Origin of the sequence: Amycolatopsis sp. SB7-3 (assembly GCF_041021335.1) — a bacterium.
Classification (GTDB): Bacteria; Actinomycetota; Actinomycetes; order Mycobacteriales; family Pseudonocardiaceae; genus Amycolatopsis; species Amycolatopsis japonica.
The window spans coordinates 3,561,717-3,578,285 of the sequence record NZ_JBFPJQ010000001.1 but is presented as its reverse complement, the minus strand read 5'-3'; the positions used below and the strand labels follow the sequence as shown (position 1 = coordinate 3,578,285).

General features: G+C 68.9%; 19 protein-coding genes. 8 read left to right on the top strand and 11 right to left on the bottom strand.

The features are described from left to right. Positions 1-24 precede the first annotated feature (24 nt). The 4 genes from AB8M46_RS17850 to AB8M46_RS17835 form a co-directional block, all read right to left on the bottom strand. Positions 25-1,761, bottom strand: coding sequence for a hypothetical protein (locus tag AB8M46_RS17850; protein WP_394360791.1), 1,737 nt, complete (start codon positions 1,759-1,761; stop codon positions 25-27). Positions 1,762-1,873: 112 nt separating this feature from the next. After that, positions 1,874-2,983 (bottom strand): bifunctional RNase H/acid phosphatase, encoded by a 1,110-nt coding sequence (locus AB8M46_RS17845; RefSeq protein WP_394360790.1) that lies wholly within the window; start codon positions 2,981-2,983, stop codon positions 1,874-1,876. Next, on the bottom strand, positions 2,980-3,717 hold the full coding sequence (locus tag AB8M46_RS17840; protein WP_037331988.1) for a zinc ribbon domain-containing protein: 738 nt from the start codon (positions 3,715-3,717) through the stop codon (positions 2,980-2,982). The genes AB8M46_RS17845 and AB8M46_RS17840 overlap by 4 nt, the downstream gene beginning before the upstream one ends. 17 nt (positions 3,718-3,734) lie before the next feature. Continuing rightward, entirely contained in the window at positions 3,735-4,556 is an 822-nt protein-coding gene (locus AB8M46_RS17835; protein WP_394360789.1) for a Nif3-like dinuclear metal center hexameric protein, read from the bottom strand. Positions 4,557-4,587: 31 nt separating this feature from the next. On the opposite strand from AB8M46_RS17835, the gene AB8M46_RS17830 reads away from it, so the two are divergent. Then, the gene (locus tag AB8M46_RS17830) at positions 4,588-5,142 is read left to right on the top strand and encodes a chorismate mutase (protein WP_394360788.1); all 555 of its coding nucleotides are present in this window, start codon (positions 4,588-4,590) and stop codon (positions 5,140-5,142) included. A gap of 41 nt (positions 5,143-5,183) precedes the next feature. Here the strand turns inward: AB8M46_RS17830 and AB8M46_RS17825 are convergent, their stop codons facing one another. Further along, complete coding sequence (locus AB8M46_RS17825) at positions 5,184-5,504, bottom strand: hypothetical protein (RefSeq protein WP_394360787.1); 321 nt, start codon at positions 5,502-5,504, stop codon at positions 5,184-5,186. Between the two features lie 130 nt (positions 5,505-5,634). Here AB8M46_RS17825 and AB8M46_RS17820 point away from each other — a divergent pair, with 130 nt between their 5' ends. The 3 genes from AB8M46_RS17820 to AB8M46_RS17810 are packed head-to-tail and all read left to right on the top strand — an operon-like array spanning position 5,635 to position 7,617. Continuing rightward, positions 5,635-6,096, top strand: coding sequence for a low molecular weight protein-tyrosine-phosphatase (locus AB8M46_RS17820; protein ID WP_037331995.1), 462 nt, complete (start codon positions 5,635-5,637; stop codon positions 6,094-6,096). Positions 6,097-6,119: 23 nt separating this feature from the next. Next, positions 6,120-6,941: an SURF1 family protein gene (locus AB8M46_RS17815; RefSeq protein ID WP_394360786.1), complete on the top strand. Its 822-nt coding sequence runs from the start codon at positions 6,120-6,122 to the stop codon at positions 6,939-6,941. Positions 6,942-6,996: 55 nt separating this feature from the next. Next, entirely contained in the window at positions 6,997-7,617 is a 621-nt protein-coding gene (locus AB8M46_RS17810) for an FMN-binding negative transcriptional regulator (protein ID WP_394360785.1), read from the top strand. Positions 7,618-7,855: 238 nt separating this feature from the next. On the opposite strand, the gene AB8M46_RS17805 is transcribed toward AB8M46_RS17810, so the two are convergent. Next, a complete protein-coding gene (locus AB8M46_RS17805) occupies positions 7,856-8,809 on the bottom strand; it encodes a CobD/CbiB family cobalamin biosynthesis protein (RefSeq protein ID WP_350594477.1) in 954 nt (317 codons plus the stop codon). Positions 8,810-8,847: 38 nt separating this feature from the next. Next, complete coding sequence (locus tag AB8M46_RS17800; protein ID WP_394360784.1) at positions 8,848-9,543, bottom strand: FadR/GntR family transcriptional regulator; 696 nt, start codon at positions 9,541-9,543, stop codon at positions 8,848-8,850. Between the two features lie 103 nt (positions 9,544-9,646). Between AB8M46_RS17800 and AB8M46_RS17795 the strand changes: the two genes are divergently transcribed. From AB8M46_RS17795 to AB8M46_RS17780, 4 genes are read left to right on the top strand one after another with little or no spacing between them, the layout of a single operon-like run. Beyond that, positions 9,647-10,138 (top strand): gluconokinase, encoded by a 492-nt coding sequence (locus AB8M46_RS17795; protein WP_037331999.1) that lies wholly within the window; start codon positions 9,647-9,649, stop codon positions 10,136-10,138. Then, a complete protein-coding gene (locus tag AB8M46_RS17790) occupies positions 10,138-11,505 on the top strand; it encodes a gluconate:H+ symporter (protein ID WP_125732657.1) in 1,368 nt (455 codons plus the stop codon). Before AB8M46_RS17795 ends, AB8M46_RS17790 begins: the two co-directional genes overlap by 1 nt. 43 nt (positions 11,506-11,548) lie before the next feature. Then, positions 11,549-11,875 carry a helix-turn-helix transcriptional regulator gene (locus AB8M46_RS17785; protein ID WP_016331552.1) on the top strand — a complete coding sequence of 109 codons (327 nt, stop codon included), beginning with the start codon at positions 11,549-11,551 and terminating at the stop codon, positions 11,873-11,875. Next, positions 11,872-12,381 (top strand): SRPBCC family protein, encoded by a 510-nt coding sequence (locus AB8M46_RS17780; RefSeq protein ID WP_037332003.1) that lies wholly within the window; start codon positions 11,872-11,874, stop codon positions 12,379-12,381. The genes AB8M46_RS17785 and AB8M46_RS17780 overlap by 4 nt, the downstream gene beginning before the upstream one ends. 57 nt (positions 12,382-12,438) lie before the next feature. Here the strand turns inward: AB8M46_RS17780 and AB8M46_RS17775 are convergent, their stop codons facing one another. From AB8M46_RS17775 to AB8M46_RS17760, 4 genes are read right to left on the bottom strand one after another with little or no spacing between them, the layout of a single operon-like run. Continuing rightward, on the bottom strand, positions 12,439-13,443 hold the full coding sequence (locus tag AB8M46_RS17775) for an N-acetylglucosamine kinase (protein WP_037332006.1): 1,005 nt from the start codon (positions 13,441-13,443) through the stop codon (positions 12,439-12,441). Continuing rightward, positions 13,428-14,693 carry a 6-phospho-beta-glucosidase gene (locus AB8M46_RS17770; RefSeq protein WP_394360783.1) on the bottom strand — a complete coding sequence of 422 codons (1,266 nt, stop codon included), beginning with the start codon at positions 14,691-14,693 and terminating at the stop codon, positions 13,428-13,430. The genes AB8M46_RS17775 and AB8M46_RS17770 overlap by 16 nt, the downstream gene beginning before the upstream one ends. Then, positions 14,690-15,583 (bottom strand): carbohydrate ABC transporter permease, encoded by an 894-nt coding sequence (locus AB8M46_RS17765; RefSeq protein WP_037332009.1) that lies wholly within the window; start codon positions 15,581-15,583, stop codon positions 14,690-14,692. Before AB8M46_RS17765 ends, AB8M46_RS17770 begins: the two co-directional genes overlap by 4 nt. Further along, positions 15,580-16,569, bottom strand: a complete 990-nt coding sequence (locus tag AB8M46_RS17760; protein ID WP_037332010.1) for a carbohydrate ABC transporter permease — start codon at positions 16,567-16,569, stop codon at positions 15,580-15,582. The genes AB8M46_RS17765 and AB8M46_RS17760 overlap by 4 nt, the downstream gene beginning before the upstream one ends.

Sequence of the window (16,569 nt, the reverse complement as noted above, 5' to 3'; positions counted from 1 at the left end):
TTCAGAGGACGAAATGCGGTCGGGTTACGGGAGGTAGACGGTCTGGCCCGGGTGCATGGTCGGGCCGCAGTCCTTGAGCGGCCCGCCGAAGCGCGCCTTCTCCACGTCCGGCATGGTCTTCGCGGCGTAGTCCCGGACGGCCTTCAGCTTCTCGGGGCTCGAGACGGCGTCCTTGCGCACGAAGTCGCCGTTGCGCGGCCCGCTGCCCGGGTACACGAAGATCGGCTCGTAGTCGCGGTCGATCCGCGGGTCGACGGTGATGCCGTTGCCCGCGGCCCACGGGCCCCACGAGTGGATGAAGGTCGGCTTGACCTTGTCGAACACGTAGTCGCGCAGCCCCGGCAGGTCGCCCTTCTTGAGGAAGTCCGCGACGTCCGCCTCGACCAGCCCGGCCATGTCGACCAGGTGCAGGCGGCTGGTCATCGACGAGCCGCCGAGGTCCGGGAGCAGCAGCGACGCCTGCTGGAGGCCCAGGATGTCGGCCATGGTGTTGAAGCCGCGGCCGAAGCGGTCGGCGATGAGGCACGCGGGCACCGTCGGGACCTCTTGGAACTTCTTCGACGCCGATGCGAACCCCATCCCGGACGGGATCGCGGCCGCGACCAGGACGAGCACCACGACGGTCCGCAGCGCCGCCCGCGAACGGCGCAGGAGTTCACCGGCGGCCAGCGTTCCCGCCAGCACCGAGAGGATCCAGATCGGGGTCGCGAACCGGTGCTGGCCCATCCAGTCCGGGACCATCACGCCATAGGCGATGATGCCCAGCGCCAGCGGCACCAGCAGCGCGATCAGCGCGCGCCGCCATTCCGCACGGACCAGCGCGTACCCGATGGTCAGCGCCAGCAGGATCGTGCCGGCGACACCGGCGTAACCGACCAGCTCGAACGGCTGCTTCAGCGCCGAAAGCCCGGGCAGCCCCTGCCCCTTGGCGATGGACGGGTTCGCCAGCAACCTGCCGAACTCCGTGATCCGCCAGGCGAAATACGCCCCGAACGGGATCGCGAACGCGACCACCGACACCACGACGAACTTGATGCTCTGCCCCAGCAGCGGCTTACGCAGCTGGAACAGGACGACGAGCGGGTACGCGCCGCCGTAGATCAGGCCTTCAGGACGGGTCAGCGCGGCGAACGCGACCAGCACCCCGGACCAGACGGCGACCTTCGCGGTGAGCAGGGTGTCCTTGCGCACGGCCACGAACAGCAGCACCGCGAGCCAGGCGACGGCCATCCCGAACAGCGAGTTCTCCAGCCCGGAGATCGTCCAGATGACGAACGACGGGATCGCGGCCAGCGTCAGCCCGACGACCAACGTCGCCAGCCAGGCGAAGCGCGCGAAGATCTGCTTCGCCGCGATGTGGCAGGCGGCCAGCGTCCCGGCGGTGAACAGGAGTCCCAGCAGCTTCGGGAACAGCACGTAGTCGGGAAGGCCGAACAGCATGCCGCTGTCGAAAATGCCGACGAGCTTGCCGAGCGCCAGCATCACCAGCCACGTCGAGTTCGACCAGCCCTCGACCGACGGCTGCCCCGGCTGCAGCACCGGGCCGAGGCCGTCGGTGAAGCTGCGCGCGTAGGAGAAGGTGATGGCCGCGTCGTCGACGATCCAGTGGCCGTAGAGGGTGGCGTGCCAGGCCAGCGCCGCCACTCCGGCGAGGACCGCCAGGTACGGCGCGACACGGGCGGCCAGGCCACGACGGGCCGGCGTCTCCGCCGGATCGGGCACGCCTTGTTCGGAAGCTTCGCTGAGTGCGCTCGCCGTCATGTCCCCGTCTTTGCCTTTTCGCTCACGTGCCGTCGCCGAAACTGTAGCCAATACCCCATCGGCCGCCCGCGACACGTCATATCCAGGCGTGATCCGCGCCACATTCTCCTGGCTAGGAGAGGTGCGAAATGTCGTTCACCAACCGGACCGAGGCGTTGCCGTCCGGGTAGAACTCGACGATCGACAGCGAGGCCAGGTCCAGGTGCAGGCGGAACAGCAGCGACGGCCCGGCGTCCAGGCCCATCCGCAGGAGTGCCTTGATCGGCGTGACATGGCTGACCAGCACCAGCGTCCGGCCACCGTACTTAGCGATCAGTTCGTCGCGGGCCCTGCGGACTCGCCGGTGCACGCCGTCGAAGCTCTCCCCGCCCGGCGCCGCGATCGAGGTGTCGGAAAGCCAGCTGGTCTGGAATTCGGGATCGCGGTCCATCGCCTCTTTGAAGGTGAGGCCCTCCCAGTCGCCGAAGTCGGTCTCGATCAGCCCGGGGTGGGTCTCGACCCGGCCGCCGAGCGCGTCCGCGATCGCCTGCGCGGTCTGCTGGGTACGGATCAGCGGTGAGGCGATGATCGGCGCCGCCTCGCCGTCGACGACCAGGCCCTCCATCGCGCCGAGGCGTTTCGCGGCGGCGGCCGCCTGCTGCTTGCCGTGCTCGGTGAGGGGCACGTCGCCGCGGCCGGAGTACCGCTTCTCGACCGACATCGCCGTCTGGCCGTGCCGTACGAGGAGCAGTTTGGTCGGGGTCCCGGTCGCACCGGTCCAGCCGACGGGGCTGACCCTGTCCTGCTTCACGGTCTTCTTCGGCGCTTCCGCCTGTTTCCCCGCGTCCATCGCTTCGTTCGCGAGGCCGTCCGCGTGGGAGTTCTCCGCGCGCGGGATCCACTCGTAGCGCACGCGCGAGAACCGCGCCGCCAGCTCCTTGGCTTCGGCGTTCAGCGGCTGCATCGACGGGTGCTTGACCTTCCAGCGCCCGGACATCTGCTCCACCACGAGCTTCGAGTCCATCCGGACGTCCACTGTGGACGCTCCGAGCTCGGCGGCCGCGGCGAGCCCGGCGATCAGGCCGCCGTACTCGGCGACGTTGTTGGTCGCGATGCCGACGTAGGCCTTGCGCTCGGCGAGCACCTCGCCGGTGGCCGCGTCCTTGACGACCGCGCCGTACCCGGCGGGCCCCGGGTTGCCCCGCGAACCTCCGTCGGCCTCGACGAGCACGTGGTCGGTCACAGGCCGGACTCCAGCGTGCGCACCAGGATGGCGCCGCAGTTCTCGCACTGGATGACGTTGTCCTCCGGGGCCGCCTTGATCTCGGCGATCTCGCGGCGGTCGATGTCGAGCTGGCAGGCGCCGCAGCGGCGGGCCCGCAGCAGCGCCGCGCCGATGCCCTTGTGCGCGCGGACCCGCTCGTAGAGCTTCAGCAGGTCTTCCGGGAAGCGCGGCAGGAGCTTGGCGCGGTCTTCGTCGCGGCGTGCCTTCGTGGTGTCGAGGTCGGTGAAGTGCTCGTCGCGGCGCCCGATGGCTTCGGCGACCTCGCCCTCGGCCTTCGCGACCTCGGCGCTGGTGCGCTGGGCGTCGAGTTCGAGGGCCTCGCGGCGTTCCATCAGTTCGAGCAGGTCGTCCTCGAGCGCGGACTGACGCCGGCTGAGGCTGTTCAGCTCGTGCTCGATGTCGGTCATCTGCTTCGCCGCGACGGAACCGGATTCGAGGAGTTTGCGATCGCGGTCTCCGCGAGCGCGTACCGACTCGATCTCCTTCTCCTGGCGGGCGATCTCGCGGTCGAGGTCGGACGCCGCCGTCTGGACCGAGACCAGCGCGTCACGTCGTTCGCGCACCGTCTTCTCGCCCGCGTCGATCTCGGCGATCTCCGGCAGGGTGCGGCGACGGTGGGCGGTACGCGCGAGTTCGGCGTCCACCTTCGCGAGTTCGAGCAGCTGGCGCTGGACGGCGGGGTCGGCCTTCACGGTGCTCCTTGGAGTTCTTAGTGCTCGGTTCGGGTGGCCCGTAGCGTCCACGGGTCGGTGCACCGCGTGGAGACGTGAACGTCGACGTTACCCGCAAACGCGGCACGGACGACGCCCGAGGCTTGCTCGCACCACGGCCACTCGCTCGCCCAATGGGTGACGCCGACCAGGGCGGGGACTTCGGCGATGTCGGCGAGGTGCTCGCCGGCGGGATGATGCCGGAGATCGGCGGTGACGTACGCATCGACCCCGGCGGCGGTGGCGCGCTTGAGATAGCTGTCGCCGGAGCCGCCGGAAACGGCCACGCGGTGGATCGGGCGATCCGGGGCGCCCGCGCCGTAGACGCCGGGCTCCGTGCGGGGCAAGGCGTTCGCGACGCGTTCGACGAAGGCGGAGAACGGTTCGGGCGCGGGCAATTCACCGATGCGGCCGATGCCGGTGACGCCGTCTTCGCGGGGGTCGAGCGGGCCGAGGACGGTCAGGCCGATGGCGTCGGCGAGCGCGTCGGAAACGCCGGGGGACGCGGAATCGGCGTTGGTGTGCGCGCAGTAGAGGGCGACGCCGGCCCGGATCAGGCGGTGCACGAGGCGCCCCTTCGTGCTGTCCGCCGGTACGCCGTGGACTCCGCGCAGCAGCAGCGGATGGTGCGCGACGATCAGCTGCGCGCCCCCGGCGATCGCCTCGTCGACGGTCTCGTCGACCGGGTCCACACAGAACAGGACCTTGTCCACGTGCTCGGCCGGGTCGCCGCAGACGAGGCCGACGGCATCCCACGATTCGGCGAGTTCGGGCGGATACGCCTGCTCCAGGGCGGCGATGACTTCGGCTAGCGCGGGCACCCGGGGATTTTCGCATGTAGCGTTTCCGGGCATGCGACTTCGGGTGCTCTGTGCCACTTCGCTGCTTCTCGTGGCGTTACCCGCGCCGGCGTCGGCGTCTCCGGGCCTCTGGGAACTGACCGACCTGGCCGCTCAGCGCGTCCAGATCGCCGACAAGGTCGCGGCCGCGAAATTCGGCACGCCGTCGCCGATCGACGACCCGGTGCGCGAGCGGCAGATCCTCGACTCGGTGGCCGCGAAGGCGCCCGGCCTCGGCCTCGACCCGGCAGGCGTGGTGCGGTACTTCCGCGACCAGATCGAGGCGAACAAGGTCGTGCAGCGCGGTCTGTACGCGCGGTGGACCGAGCACCCCGGCACGCGGCCGCCCGGGCGCCCCGATCTGGGGACCGAGGTGCGGCCGGTGATCGACCGGCTCAACGCGGGGCTGCTCACCGAACTCGCGGAGACCCGGGACGTGCGGGCGCGGCGGTCGTGCGATGTGCGGCTCGCGGTCACGGTGCGGCTGGCCGACGCGCGGCGCGGGCTGGACCGGCTGCACTCGGGGGCGCTTGCGGAGGCCGTGCGGTCGGCCTGTTCCCGCTCCTGACCTGCGGATGGAGAGCAAGGGACCTTTGCTACCACCCCGGCTCAGTCCAGGGCCTTCGCGTCCTTGCTGATCGCCCAGCGGCCGGCCGCACGCATCGCGCGCCCCGTCCACAGCACCGCGCGATAGGCCTTCGTCGTCTGATCGGGGACGTCGGGTCGGACGACCTCGTACGGCGAGACGGACGCGCTCGACCGGAGGTGCAACGGCATCCTGGTCATCGCCTCTTTCGGCGATCTCGCCTGGACGAAGTGGTGCTCCGACAGGATCCGCCCGACCTCGTAGGGGTGCGGAAGCTTGACGGTGATGCGGTACCAGCGGAGCCCGGTTGCCGGCGACTCGACGCTGGGTGTTGGTGCGCTCATACGCGACCTTCCTGCGTGTTTCTCTCCAGGAGGTCTACTCCCGCTTCGCCCCGGCTTTCCAGCTTCGCGCGCCCGGTAGCCGTTCGGAGCCGGTGAGCGGTCGATCTCCGTCGGCCTTCACACTGATCAGGTGCTGCACATCGTCTTCGTCTGTTCCGGCAACATCTGCCGTTCCCCGATGGCCGAGCTCGTCTTCCGCGCGAAGGCCGAGGAGGCGGGTCTCGATCATCTCGTGCAGGTGTCCAGCGCGGGCACCGGCGGCTGGCACGTGGGCGAGGCCGCGGACAAGCGGGCCCGCGCGAAGCTCGCCGAACACGGCTACCCGACCGGCCACGTCGCGGCCGAGGTCGACCGCGGACATCTGGCCGCCGACCTGCTGCTCGCGGCGGACGAAGGACATCTGTCGTTCCTCCGGCGCAAGGTCTCGGATCCGGCGAAGGTGCGTCTGTTGCGCGAGTTCGACCCGTCCGCGCCCGAGGGCGCCGAGGTCCCGGACCCGTACTACGGCGAGGACGACGGTTTCGAGGACGTCCTCGGCATGATCGAGCGGGCCGTTCCGGGCCTGCTCGACTGGGTGCGCGCACACGCCTGAGGCCGACCGCTTACCGTGGTGGGGTGCGGTTGAAGTTCCTGCTGAAGCCCGGGTGGCTGGCATTGACGTTGGTGGTGTTCACCTTCGCCATCACTTGCTTCACCCTGCTGGCGCCGTGGCAGTTCTCCCGCGACACCGAACGCGAGCACCAGAACGCGGCGCTGCGGGAGTCGTTCTCCGGGCAGCCGCGCTCCCTGGAGGAGCTGCTCCCCAACGGCGCCGTGCCTGATCAGCGCACCGAATGGCACCTGGTCGCGTTGAAGGGCACCTACCTGCCCGAGGGCGAGGTCGTGGCCCGTCTGCGCTCCGTACAGGGCGAAGCGGCCTTCGAGGTCCTGACACCGTTCCGGACCGTCGAAGGCACGATTGTGCTGGTCGACCGCGGGTACGTCCGGCTCGACGACAAATCGCGCGCGCTCCCCTTCGCCCCGCCTCCGGCAGGCACGGTCGACATCGTCACGCGCGCACGCCACGACGAAAAGGACGGGAAGAACCGCGACGCGTTCGCCGACGAGTCGACCGGCGGGAAGCTGCAGAGCTACGTCGTCGATTCGCAGGTCGTCGCGCGGGCCGCGAAGCTCGACATCCGTCCGGGCTACTTCCAGCTCGACGTGAACCAGCCCGGCGTCCTGGGCGCGCTGCCGCTGCCGCAGACCGACGCCGGACCGTTCTTCTCCTACGCCCTGCAGTGGATCGCGTTCGGTGCGATGGCGTTGATGGGGTGGCTGTACTTCACCGTCCGCGAACTGAAGCCGGGCGGTGCGCTGGCCACGGAGCGGCCGCAGCGGCGCAAGAGTGTCGCGGAGATGCTGGCCGAAGACGAACGCTCCGAAGTGGCCACCTGATCCGACCTGGAAATGGACCTTTCGCAGGTCCATTTCTCCGTGTTCCGCTTCGGGCATGCTGATTCACCCGTGGGACGCCGCCCACGACGACGCCGAATGGCGGACCTGGCTCTCGACGCACGACTTCGGCCAGCTGATCGCCGGCGGCGTGGGCCGTGACCTGCCGATCGTCAACCCGGTGCACTTCGCCTACGACGGCGACCAGACGGTCCTGCTGCACCTTGCCCGCCCCAATCCGGTCTGGCCGCTGCTGGAGGAACACCCGCGCGCGCTGCTCGCGGTGATCGACGAACACACCTACATCCGCTCCGACTGGAACACCCCGGCCGACCCGCCGCACGGTGTGCCGACGTCGTACTACTCGTCGGTCCAGCTCGAATGCGATGTCCGGCTGATCGACGACGCCGCGGAGAAGGCCGCGCTCCTGGACCGGCAGCTCGCGCGATTCGAGCCCGGTTCGGGCAGGTCGGCGGTGAGCGCGACCGAGACGCCGGACAAGCGGCTGCTCCCCGGCATCCGCGGGGTCGAACTGACCGTGACCGGGGTGCGGGCGAAGTTCAAGTTCGGCGGCAACAAGCAGCCGGCCGATCGATCACGGATCGACGCCGAGCTCGCGCGGCGCGATGGGCCGATGGACGCGGGGGCGCGGGCGCGGTTGGCTCAGCGGGAGCGGTAGCAAAGGTCCCTTGCTCCCCCTGCACGAGGACTGTGTGGATTTCGGGTCACCCAACGCAACAAAATCCACACGGTCACCACGCGGAGCAAGGGGTGTGTGGATATAGGGACACTCAACGTCCCTATATCCACACACCCCCGCCCCAAGTGGTAGCAAAGGTCCCTTGCTCCCTTTCCGCAGGTCAGGGGCCGGGTGGTAGCAAAGGTCCCCTGCTCCCCCAACGCCGGAAAAGCGCAGGTCAGCGCCGTCGCCGCAGCCCGACGAGACCCGCCAGCACCACCGAGCTGATCGCGCCCAGCCACCCGACCACCCGCGAGAGCTCCACGGCCCGCGTCACGTGCCCGGCGTCCGGGTTGCGCCCGATGCCGAGCACCGGCAGTTCCTCGACCCCGTGCGGATACACCGTCCGCCCGCCGACCCTGATCTCCAGCGCCCCGGCGAAAGCGGCCTCGACGCGGCCGGCGTTCGGGCTCGGGTGCGCGGCGGTGTCCCGCCGCCACGCCCGCCACGCGCCGCCCGCCGAGCCGCCGACGACCGGTGCCGCGAGCACGGTCAGCCCGGCCGCGACCCGCGTGGGCACGAGATGGACGATTTCATCCAGCCGGGCGACGAGCCACCGGTACCGCTCGGGGCGTCCGCGGCCGATGCCGCGCAGCAGGCTGATCGCGCGCGAGCCGAGCAGTCCGGGAACACCGGCCAGCGCTCCCCACACCAGCGGCGCGACGACGACGTCCGCGGTGTTCTCGGCGAGGGTTTCCACCGAAGCGCGCGAGAGGCCGATGACGCCGAGGTCGTCGGCGACTCGCGGGTCCAGTGTGGACAGTGTGCCGCGCGCGGTCTCGAGTTCGCCTTCTTCGAGGTCTCGGGCCAGTGAGGTGCCGTGCGCGGCCAGGCCGGCGGCGCCGAGGACGGCCCAGGTGGTCACCGCGGTCGTGGTCGCCTGCAGGACGGGGCTGCGCCGCCCCGCCCGCTCGGCGAGTACGCCCGCCAGCACGGCGGAGCCCGCGAGGCCGCCGGTCCACAGGACCCCGGCCACCGGGTGTTTCGACCGGACCTTCGCGTCCACCGCCGAAGCCGCCCTGGCGAACGCCGTCACCGGACGCCGCGACCGGGGGTCCCCGATCGCCCCGTCCGCGGCCACCCCCAACACCAAGCCGATCGCGCGTGCCGCGCTCACCGTCGCCCCCTGCATGCAGTATCCCTCGAAGACCTGCAGAGATTACTCGAAGATCATCCGTCCAGAAGGACGGCCATCTCGTCACGCGCCTGGATGACGATGTCCCGCATCGCGCGTTCGGCCCGGTCAGGGTCACCGGCGTCGACGGCCACCGCGACCTCGACGTGCAGCGCGACGGCCTCGGGCTGCGGCTCCTCCGGCATCAGGCCGTGGCCGGTCCGCCCGGCGAGCACCTCGGCGACGACCGCCGAAAGCTGGGCGAACATCGGATTCCGCGACGAGGACAGCAGCAGATCGTGGAAAGCGACGTCGTGCCCGAGAAAGGTGTCGAGGTCACGCCGGTGCGCTGTCTCCTCAAGCCGCTTCGCCAAGGCCCGGAGGCGACCGCTCTCCTCCGGCGTCGCCCGCAGCGCGGCGTACCGGGCGGCACACGGTTCCACGCCGGAACGCAGTTCGGTCAGGGTGCGCAGCGCGGTCTTGCGCTCGGACCCGTCGAGTTGCCAGCGGAGCAGTCTCGGGTCGTAATGGTTCCACTCGCTCGGCTCGCGCACGATCACCCCGACCCGGCGTTTGCTGCTGGTCAGGCACATCGTTTCGAGGACGCGCACCACCTCGCGCGCCACCGTGCGAGAGGCGCCGAACCGCTCTTGGAGCTCCTCCGAGCGCAGTACGGAGCCCGGCGGGAGCTCCCCGTTCGCGATCGCGGAGCCGAGCGCGTCGAGCACCTCGGCATGCCTGTCGTTGCCCACCAGGCGACTCTAACGTTCTGACTCGATTAAGTAGTACTTGATGTTGCTTAAGTAGTACTTTTGAGCTGTACTCGTCCCGGCTACAACGACGTGGGAGGTACGGATGACCGTCATCGTGGTGATGGGCGTTTCCGGCTCGGGCAAGACGACCGTGGGCACGGCACTCGCCGAACGCCTCGGCGTCGACTACGCCGAAGCGGACACGTTCCATCCGAAGGCGAACATCGACAAGATGAGCTCCGGCCACCCGCTGAACGACGAAGACCGGCAACCCTGGCTCGAAGCCATCGCCACCTGGATCCGGGACCACCAGTGCTCCGGCGGCGTCGTGACGTCTTCCGCGCTCAAGTATCGCTACCGCGACATCCTGCGTGGCGGCGGGAAAGTCTGGTTCCTGCACCTCCACGGCGACCGCGACCTGCTCGCCGATCGGATGAAGACCCGCTCCGGCCACTTCATGCCGGTGTCCCTTTTGGACTCCCAGCTCGCCGACCTCGAACCGTTGCGTCCGGACGAGCACGGCCTCGTCGCCGACATCGCGAAGAAGCCGGAAGAGATCGTCGAAACCGCCCTTTCCGTTTTCAAGGACCGCTGATGACCACCACCCTCGCCGCCGCCTGGACCGGACACGACACCCGCCTCATCGGCGCGACGGTGCTCGCCATCGCCGTGATCGTCGTCCTGATCACCAAGGCGAAGCAGCATCCGTTCCTCGCCCTCATCCTCGGCTCCGGCGTGCTCGGGCTCGTCGGCGGCATGCCGGTCGACAAGCTGATCAAGAGCTTCAGTTCCGGCGTCGGCTCCACCGTCGCGTCGGTCGGCGTGCTGATCGCGCTCGGCGCGATGCTCGGCAAACTGCTCGCCGACTCCGGCGGCGCCGACCAGATCGTCGACACCATTCTGCGCCGCTCGGGTGACCGCGCCCTGCCGTGGGCGATGGCGCTGGTCGCCGCGCTGATCGGGCTGCCGATGTTCTTCGAGATCGGCCTGGTCATGCTCATCCCGGTGATCCTGCTGGTCGCCAAGCGCACCGGGAAACCGTTGCTGATGCTGGGCATCCCCGCGCTCGCCGGGCTTTCGGTGCTGCACGGTCTCGTCCCGCCGCACCCCGGCCCGCTCGCCGCCGCGGGCGCGCTGAACGCGAACGTCGGCCTCACCCTGGCCTTCGGCCTGCTCGTCGCGATCCCGACGGTGATCATCGCCGGGCCGCTGTTCGGCAGGCTGGCCGCGAAGATGGTCCCGGACGCCGTCGCGCCGGAGCGGCTCGTCCCGGAATCGTCCTCTTCGGACGGACGACGGCCGGGCTTCCTCGCGACGCTGTCGACGGTGTTGCTGCCGGTCGTGCTGATGATGGGCAAGGCGCTCGCGGACATCCTGCTGGAAAAGGAGAACCACCTCCGCCGCGTACTGGACTTCATCGGCGACCCGCTGGTGGCCCTGCTCGCCGCGGTACTGCTCGGCATGCTCACCCTGGGCAAGTCCGCGGGTTTCACGCGGGACAAGCTTTCGTCCACTGTGGCCGATTCGCTGCCGCCGATCGCCGGCATCCTGCTCATCGTCGGCGCGGGCGGCGGGTTCAAGCAGACCCTCGTCGACGCCGGGGTCGGCAACGTCATCACCAGCCTGGCCACCGGCGCGAACCTGTCGCCACTGCTGCTCGGCTGGCTGGTCGCGGTCGCGATCCGGCTCGCCACCGGCTCCGCGACGGTCGCCACCGTGTCCGCCGCGGGCATCGTGGCGCCGCTCGCGGCGACCATGGATCCGTCGCACAGCGCGCTGCTGGTGCTGGCGATCGGCGCCGGTTCGCTGTTCTTCTCCCACGTCAACGACGCCGGGTTCTGGCTGGTCAAGGAGTACTTCGGGCTTTCGGTCGGGCAGACGCTGAAGAGCTGGTCGATCATGGAGACGGTGATCTCGGTGGTCGCGATCGCGCTGATCCTGCCGCTGGGTGCCTTGTTGTAGCTCCTGCTTGACACGTGACCTTTTAGTCACCTATTCTTCCGACGTGCCCGACGACGACCTGGTTTTCAAGGCCCTGGCGGATCCGACTCGCCGGTTCCTGCTCGACCAGCTGTTCGCGCGTGACGGCCGCACGCTGACCGAACTCGAGTCCGAAGTGGACATGAGCCGATTCGGCGTGATGAAGCACTTGAAACTGCTGGAAGAAGCCGGACTTGTCGTCACGCGCAAGGAGGGCCGGGAGAAGAAGCACTTCCTCAACCCGGTACCGATCCGGCAGATCCACGACAGGTGGATCGACAAGTTCACGGAGCGCAACGTCACCGCGTTGCTCGACCTCAAAGCCGAACTCGAGACCGAGGAGCCCTCATGACCGACACCCAGGTTTACCGCGTGTACATCAAGGCCACCCCGGAGAAGATCTGGGACGCGATCACGAAGCCCGAGTGGTCGCGGAAGTACGGCTACACCGGCCTCGTCGACTTCGACCTGCGGCCGGGCGGCAAGCACGCCACCCATCCGACGCCCGAATACGTCGAAGCGGGTTTCACCAACGACTTGGTCGACGGTGAGGTCCTGGAGGTGGATCCGCCACGCAAGCTGGTCATCACCTGGAAACTGCGGATGGACCCGGCTTTCGACAAGGAGCCGTACACCAAGCTCACCTACGAGATCGAAGAGACGAAGACCGCGGGCACCCGGCTGACCGTCACCCACGACGTCACCGACGCGCCGACGACGGCCGCCCTGGTCAACGGCTCGCAGGAGGATATCAACGCCGGACCGGGCGAGAACGCCGGCGGTGGCTGGGCCTGGATCCTGTCGGATCTCAAGACGCTGCTGGAGACGGACGAGCCGCTCGTCCCCGCCGCTTCCTGAGCCCGTGAAGGCCCCCTTCCCTCGGCTGAGCCGAGGGAAGGGGGCCTTCACGCGCGATCAGACCCGTTTGGTCGCGGCCTTCAGAGAGGCCTTCGCGGAGGCGGAAGCGCCGATGGTGTCCAGCGCGAACAGCGCCGCACCGACCACCGGCGCCACGTCGACCACCTGGATCGACGCCCGCGGCGCCACCTTCAGGCACCGCCGCTCGATTTCCGCGATCACCTGCGCGCCGACCCCGGTCAGCACTCCCCCGCCGAGGACGACTTCGGGTGCTTCCTCGGTGAGTTCGAGCCGCCGCAGGATGACCGAGACCAGCAGCGCGACCTCTTCGACGAACCGGTCGACCACGTCCTGCGCCACCTCGTCGCCGTCCGCCGCGACGGCGAACAGCAGCGGGCACAGGCCGTGGATCGAATCGGAGTGCAGATCCTGGAAGTGCAGGCGCTGCACCACGTCCAGCACGGACGACGCCTTGAAATGCGCGGTGACAGCGGCTTGCAGAGCCGTACCCGGGCCGCGGCCGTCCTCGGCGCGGACCGCCCACCACAGCGCCTCCTCGCCGAGCCGGTAGCCGCCGCCCCAGTCCCCGGAGATCTTGCCCAGCGCGGGGAACCGGTGTTCACGGCCGTCGGCGCTGACGCCGGCGCCGTTGATCCCGGCGCCGCACACCACCGCGACTCCCGTCCCGTCGGAACTGCCCGCACGCAGCAGCGCGAGCGTGTCGTTGCCGACGATCAGGGTGTCGCTCCAGCCGCGTGCCGCCAGCGCGGCGTGCAGGATCTCTTCCTCCCGCGGGAAATCCAGCCCCGCGAGATAGGCCGACGTATGTGTCGCGAAAGGACGTTCGTCGGGAAGCCCTGCTCCGCGAAGGGCTTCCAGGACCAGCTTCTCCAACGCTTGGACGCTGCCGTCGACCCCGATGTTCTGCGGGGACGCGCCCGGTCCTCGCGATTGCCCGAGCACCCGTCCGTCCCGCGAGACGATCAGGACGTCGGTCTTGCTGTTGCCGCCGTCGATCGCGACGACGACGTCCTGTGAGCCGGCCGTCATGCCCCCGCCCACGGCAGGAACTCACGATTGATCTGCACCAGCGAGTCGGCGAGCTGATCCGCCTTGGTGTACTGGCCGACCAGCGGATGCGCGAGCAACGCGTCGGCCACCCGGTCCCGGCCTCCCTTGATCGCCGCCTCCAGCGCGAGATGCTCGTAGGCGGTCACCCCGGCGATGAGCCCGGCGAACCGCTGCTCCACGGGCGGTTGCGCGATCGGGCGCGGACCCTTTCCGTCCACAAGGGACGGAACCTCGATGACGGCGTCGTCCGGCAGGAAGTCGAAGGTGCCTTCGTTGCGGACGTTGACGACGTGCTCTTCGGCGGGGCCACCCGAGGTGAGCGCGTGCACGAGCTGCACCGCGGCCTCGGAATAGTAGGCACCGCCCCGCTTTTCCAGCTGCTCCGGTTTGGTCACCACCTCCGGGTCGAGGTACACCTTGAGCAGCTCCTCCTCGACGTCGCTCACGACATCTGCGCGCGGCCGCTCGGTGCGCTGCTTCGCGACCTGCTCGTCGTGCCCGTAGTAGTACTTCAGGTAGTACGACGGCACGACGTTCATCCGCCGCATCCACTCGACGGGCGCGGTGACGTGCTCGCCGAGGAATTCCGCGTGCTCCGCCAGCAGTTCCGGCAGGCGGTCCTCGCCGTTGACGAGCACCTTCCGTTCCCAGCTGAGGTGGTTCAGTCCGGTGTGGACGAGTTTGACGTCGTCGATCCCGGCACCGAGCAGATGCGCGAACGTGCGCTGGAGGTGGATCGCGACGTTGCAGAGGCCGACGGCGCGGTGGCCCTCGTTCAGCAGCGCCCGCGTGACGATGCCGACGGGGTTGGTGAAGTTGACGATCCACGTGTCGTCCCCGGCGATCTTGCGGACCCGGTCGGCGATGTCGAGTACCACCGGCACGGTGCGCAGCGCCTTCGCGAGGCCGCCCGCGCCCGTGGTCTCCTGCCCGACACAGCCGCAGGCGTGCGGGAACGTCTCGTCCCCGCGGCGGGCGCGCTGCCCGCCGACCCGCAGCTGGATCAGCACCGCCGACGCGCCGTCGACGCCCTCTTCGAGGCTCGACGTGGTGCGGACCCGCGCCGGATGCCCGGCGTGGCCCAGCAACCGGTTGCTGAATTCCCCGACCGCCTCCACCCGGTACGTGTCCGGATCGATCAGCACGATCTCGTCGACGTCCAAAGTGGACCGCCGTCCGGCGATCCCGTCGATCAGCTCGGGCGTGTAAGTGGACCCACCACCGACGACTGCCAGTTTCATCCCTTGACCCCTGTGAATGTGATGCCCTTGACGAAGGACTTCTGCGCGAACACGAACAGCACGATCACCGGCAGCATGATCAGCGCGGTGGCCGCCATGGTGAGGTTCCATTCCACGTGGTGCATCCCGCGGAACGACGCGATCGCCAGCGAGAGCGGCCAGCTGTCGCGCGTCTCACCGGTGTAGAGCAGCGGACCGAAGTAGTCGTTCCAGGTGAACAGGAAGCAGAACATCGCGGTGGCCGCGATCCCCGGCTTCGCCATCGGGATCAGCACCTTGACCATCGCCTGGAACTCGTTGCAGCCGTCGATCTTCGCGGCTTCGAGGTAGTCCTTCGGAATGGTGAGGAAGAACTGCCGCAGCAGGAAGATCGAGAACGCGTCGAAGAAGAAGTACGGCACGATCAGCGGAACCAGGGTCCCGGTGAACCCGAGCCGCACCCACAGGTCGTACAACGGGACGACGGTGACCTGCGGGGGCAGCATCATCGCGGCCATGGTCAGCATGAAGAACAGGTTCTGCCCGCGGAACTTCAGCTTCGAAAGCGCGTACGCCGCCGGGATCGCCGAAACGAGCGCCCCGAAGGTGGCCAGCGTCGAATACAGGATGCTGTTGCCGAAATACTGCAGCAGCGGCGCCTTTTCGAACACCTCGATGAAGTTCTCGAAGTGCCATTCCTTCGGCCAGAAGTTCGACGAGAGCGCCTGATCGCTGGACATCACCGCGGTGAGGAACACGAACAGGATGGGCAGCATGAAGATCACGCCCATCGCGATGCCCACACTGTGCGTCGCGATCCAGTACAGCTTCTTGTCCCATTGGCGCCGCACCCGCACCTTCGGCGGTTCGGATGCCGGGGCGGTGTGCCGGGGCTCGGCCAGTGTGGTCATCCGCCCTCCTCCTGATGCTGGGTCTTGCGCAGCTGCCGGACCAGGATCCAGGTGAACCCGGCCGACACGATGAACAGCAGGACCGCCATCGCCGCCGCGTAACCCATGTTGAAGTACCGGAAACCCTGGACGTACAGCCAAACCGGATAGGTCAGCGTCGAATTCTGTGGTGCGCCGATGAATCTCGTGTTGCCCGCGACGTCGGCCGCGCCCGCGGCGGCCGATCCCGCGACGATCGCCTGCGTGAAGAACTGCAACGCGAAGATCATCGAGTTGACGATGCCGAACAGCAGCACCGGCGAGATCGACGGGAGCGTGACGTGCCAGAACCGGCGGACCGGCCCGGCGCCGTCGAGTTCGGCGGCCTCGTACTGTTCCTGCGGCACGTCGAGCAGCGCCGCCAGGATGATGATCATCAGCTCGCCCGAACCCCACATCACCAGCAGGGTCAGCGCGGGCTTCGACATCGCCGGATCGTTGAACCACAGGCCGCCGTCGATGCCGACCGCCCGCAGGAACGCGTTGACCGGGCCGTATTCCGGGTTGAACAGGAACACGAACGCCAGGGTCGCCGCGGCGGGCGGGGCCAGCGACGGCAGGTAGCAGAGCGTCCGCACCAGGCCGACGCCCGACTTCAGCCGCGAGATGATCGACGCCACGCCGAGCGAGAACACGACCCGGCAGAACGTCAGCACGATCACCAGCCACAACGTGTTGTACGCGGCGGTGCCGACCAGCGCTTCGCTGGTGAACATGCGGATGTAGTTGTCGAAGCCGATGAACTCGGGCGCGTTGATCAGGTCGTAGCGGGTGAACGAGTAGTACACCGTGGCGATCAGCGGGTACCCGAAGAAGATCAGGAACCCGAGGGTCGCCGGTGCGATGAAGTAGAAGACGGTGCGACGGCGGCGCGCTGCGTTCCCCTTCCGCGTCCGGGTGGACGCGGAAGGGGAGGCGACCGCCCTGGAATCCAGGGTCGAAGTCAT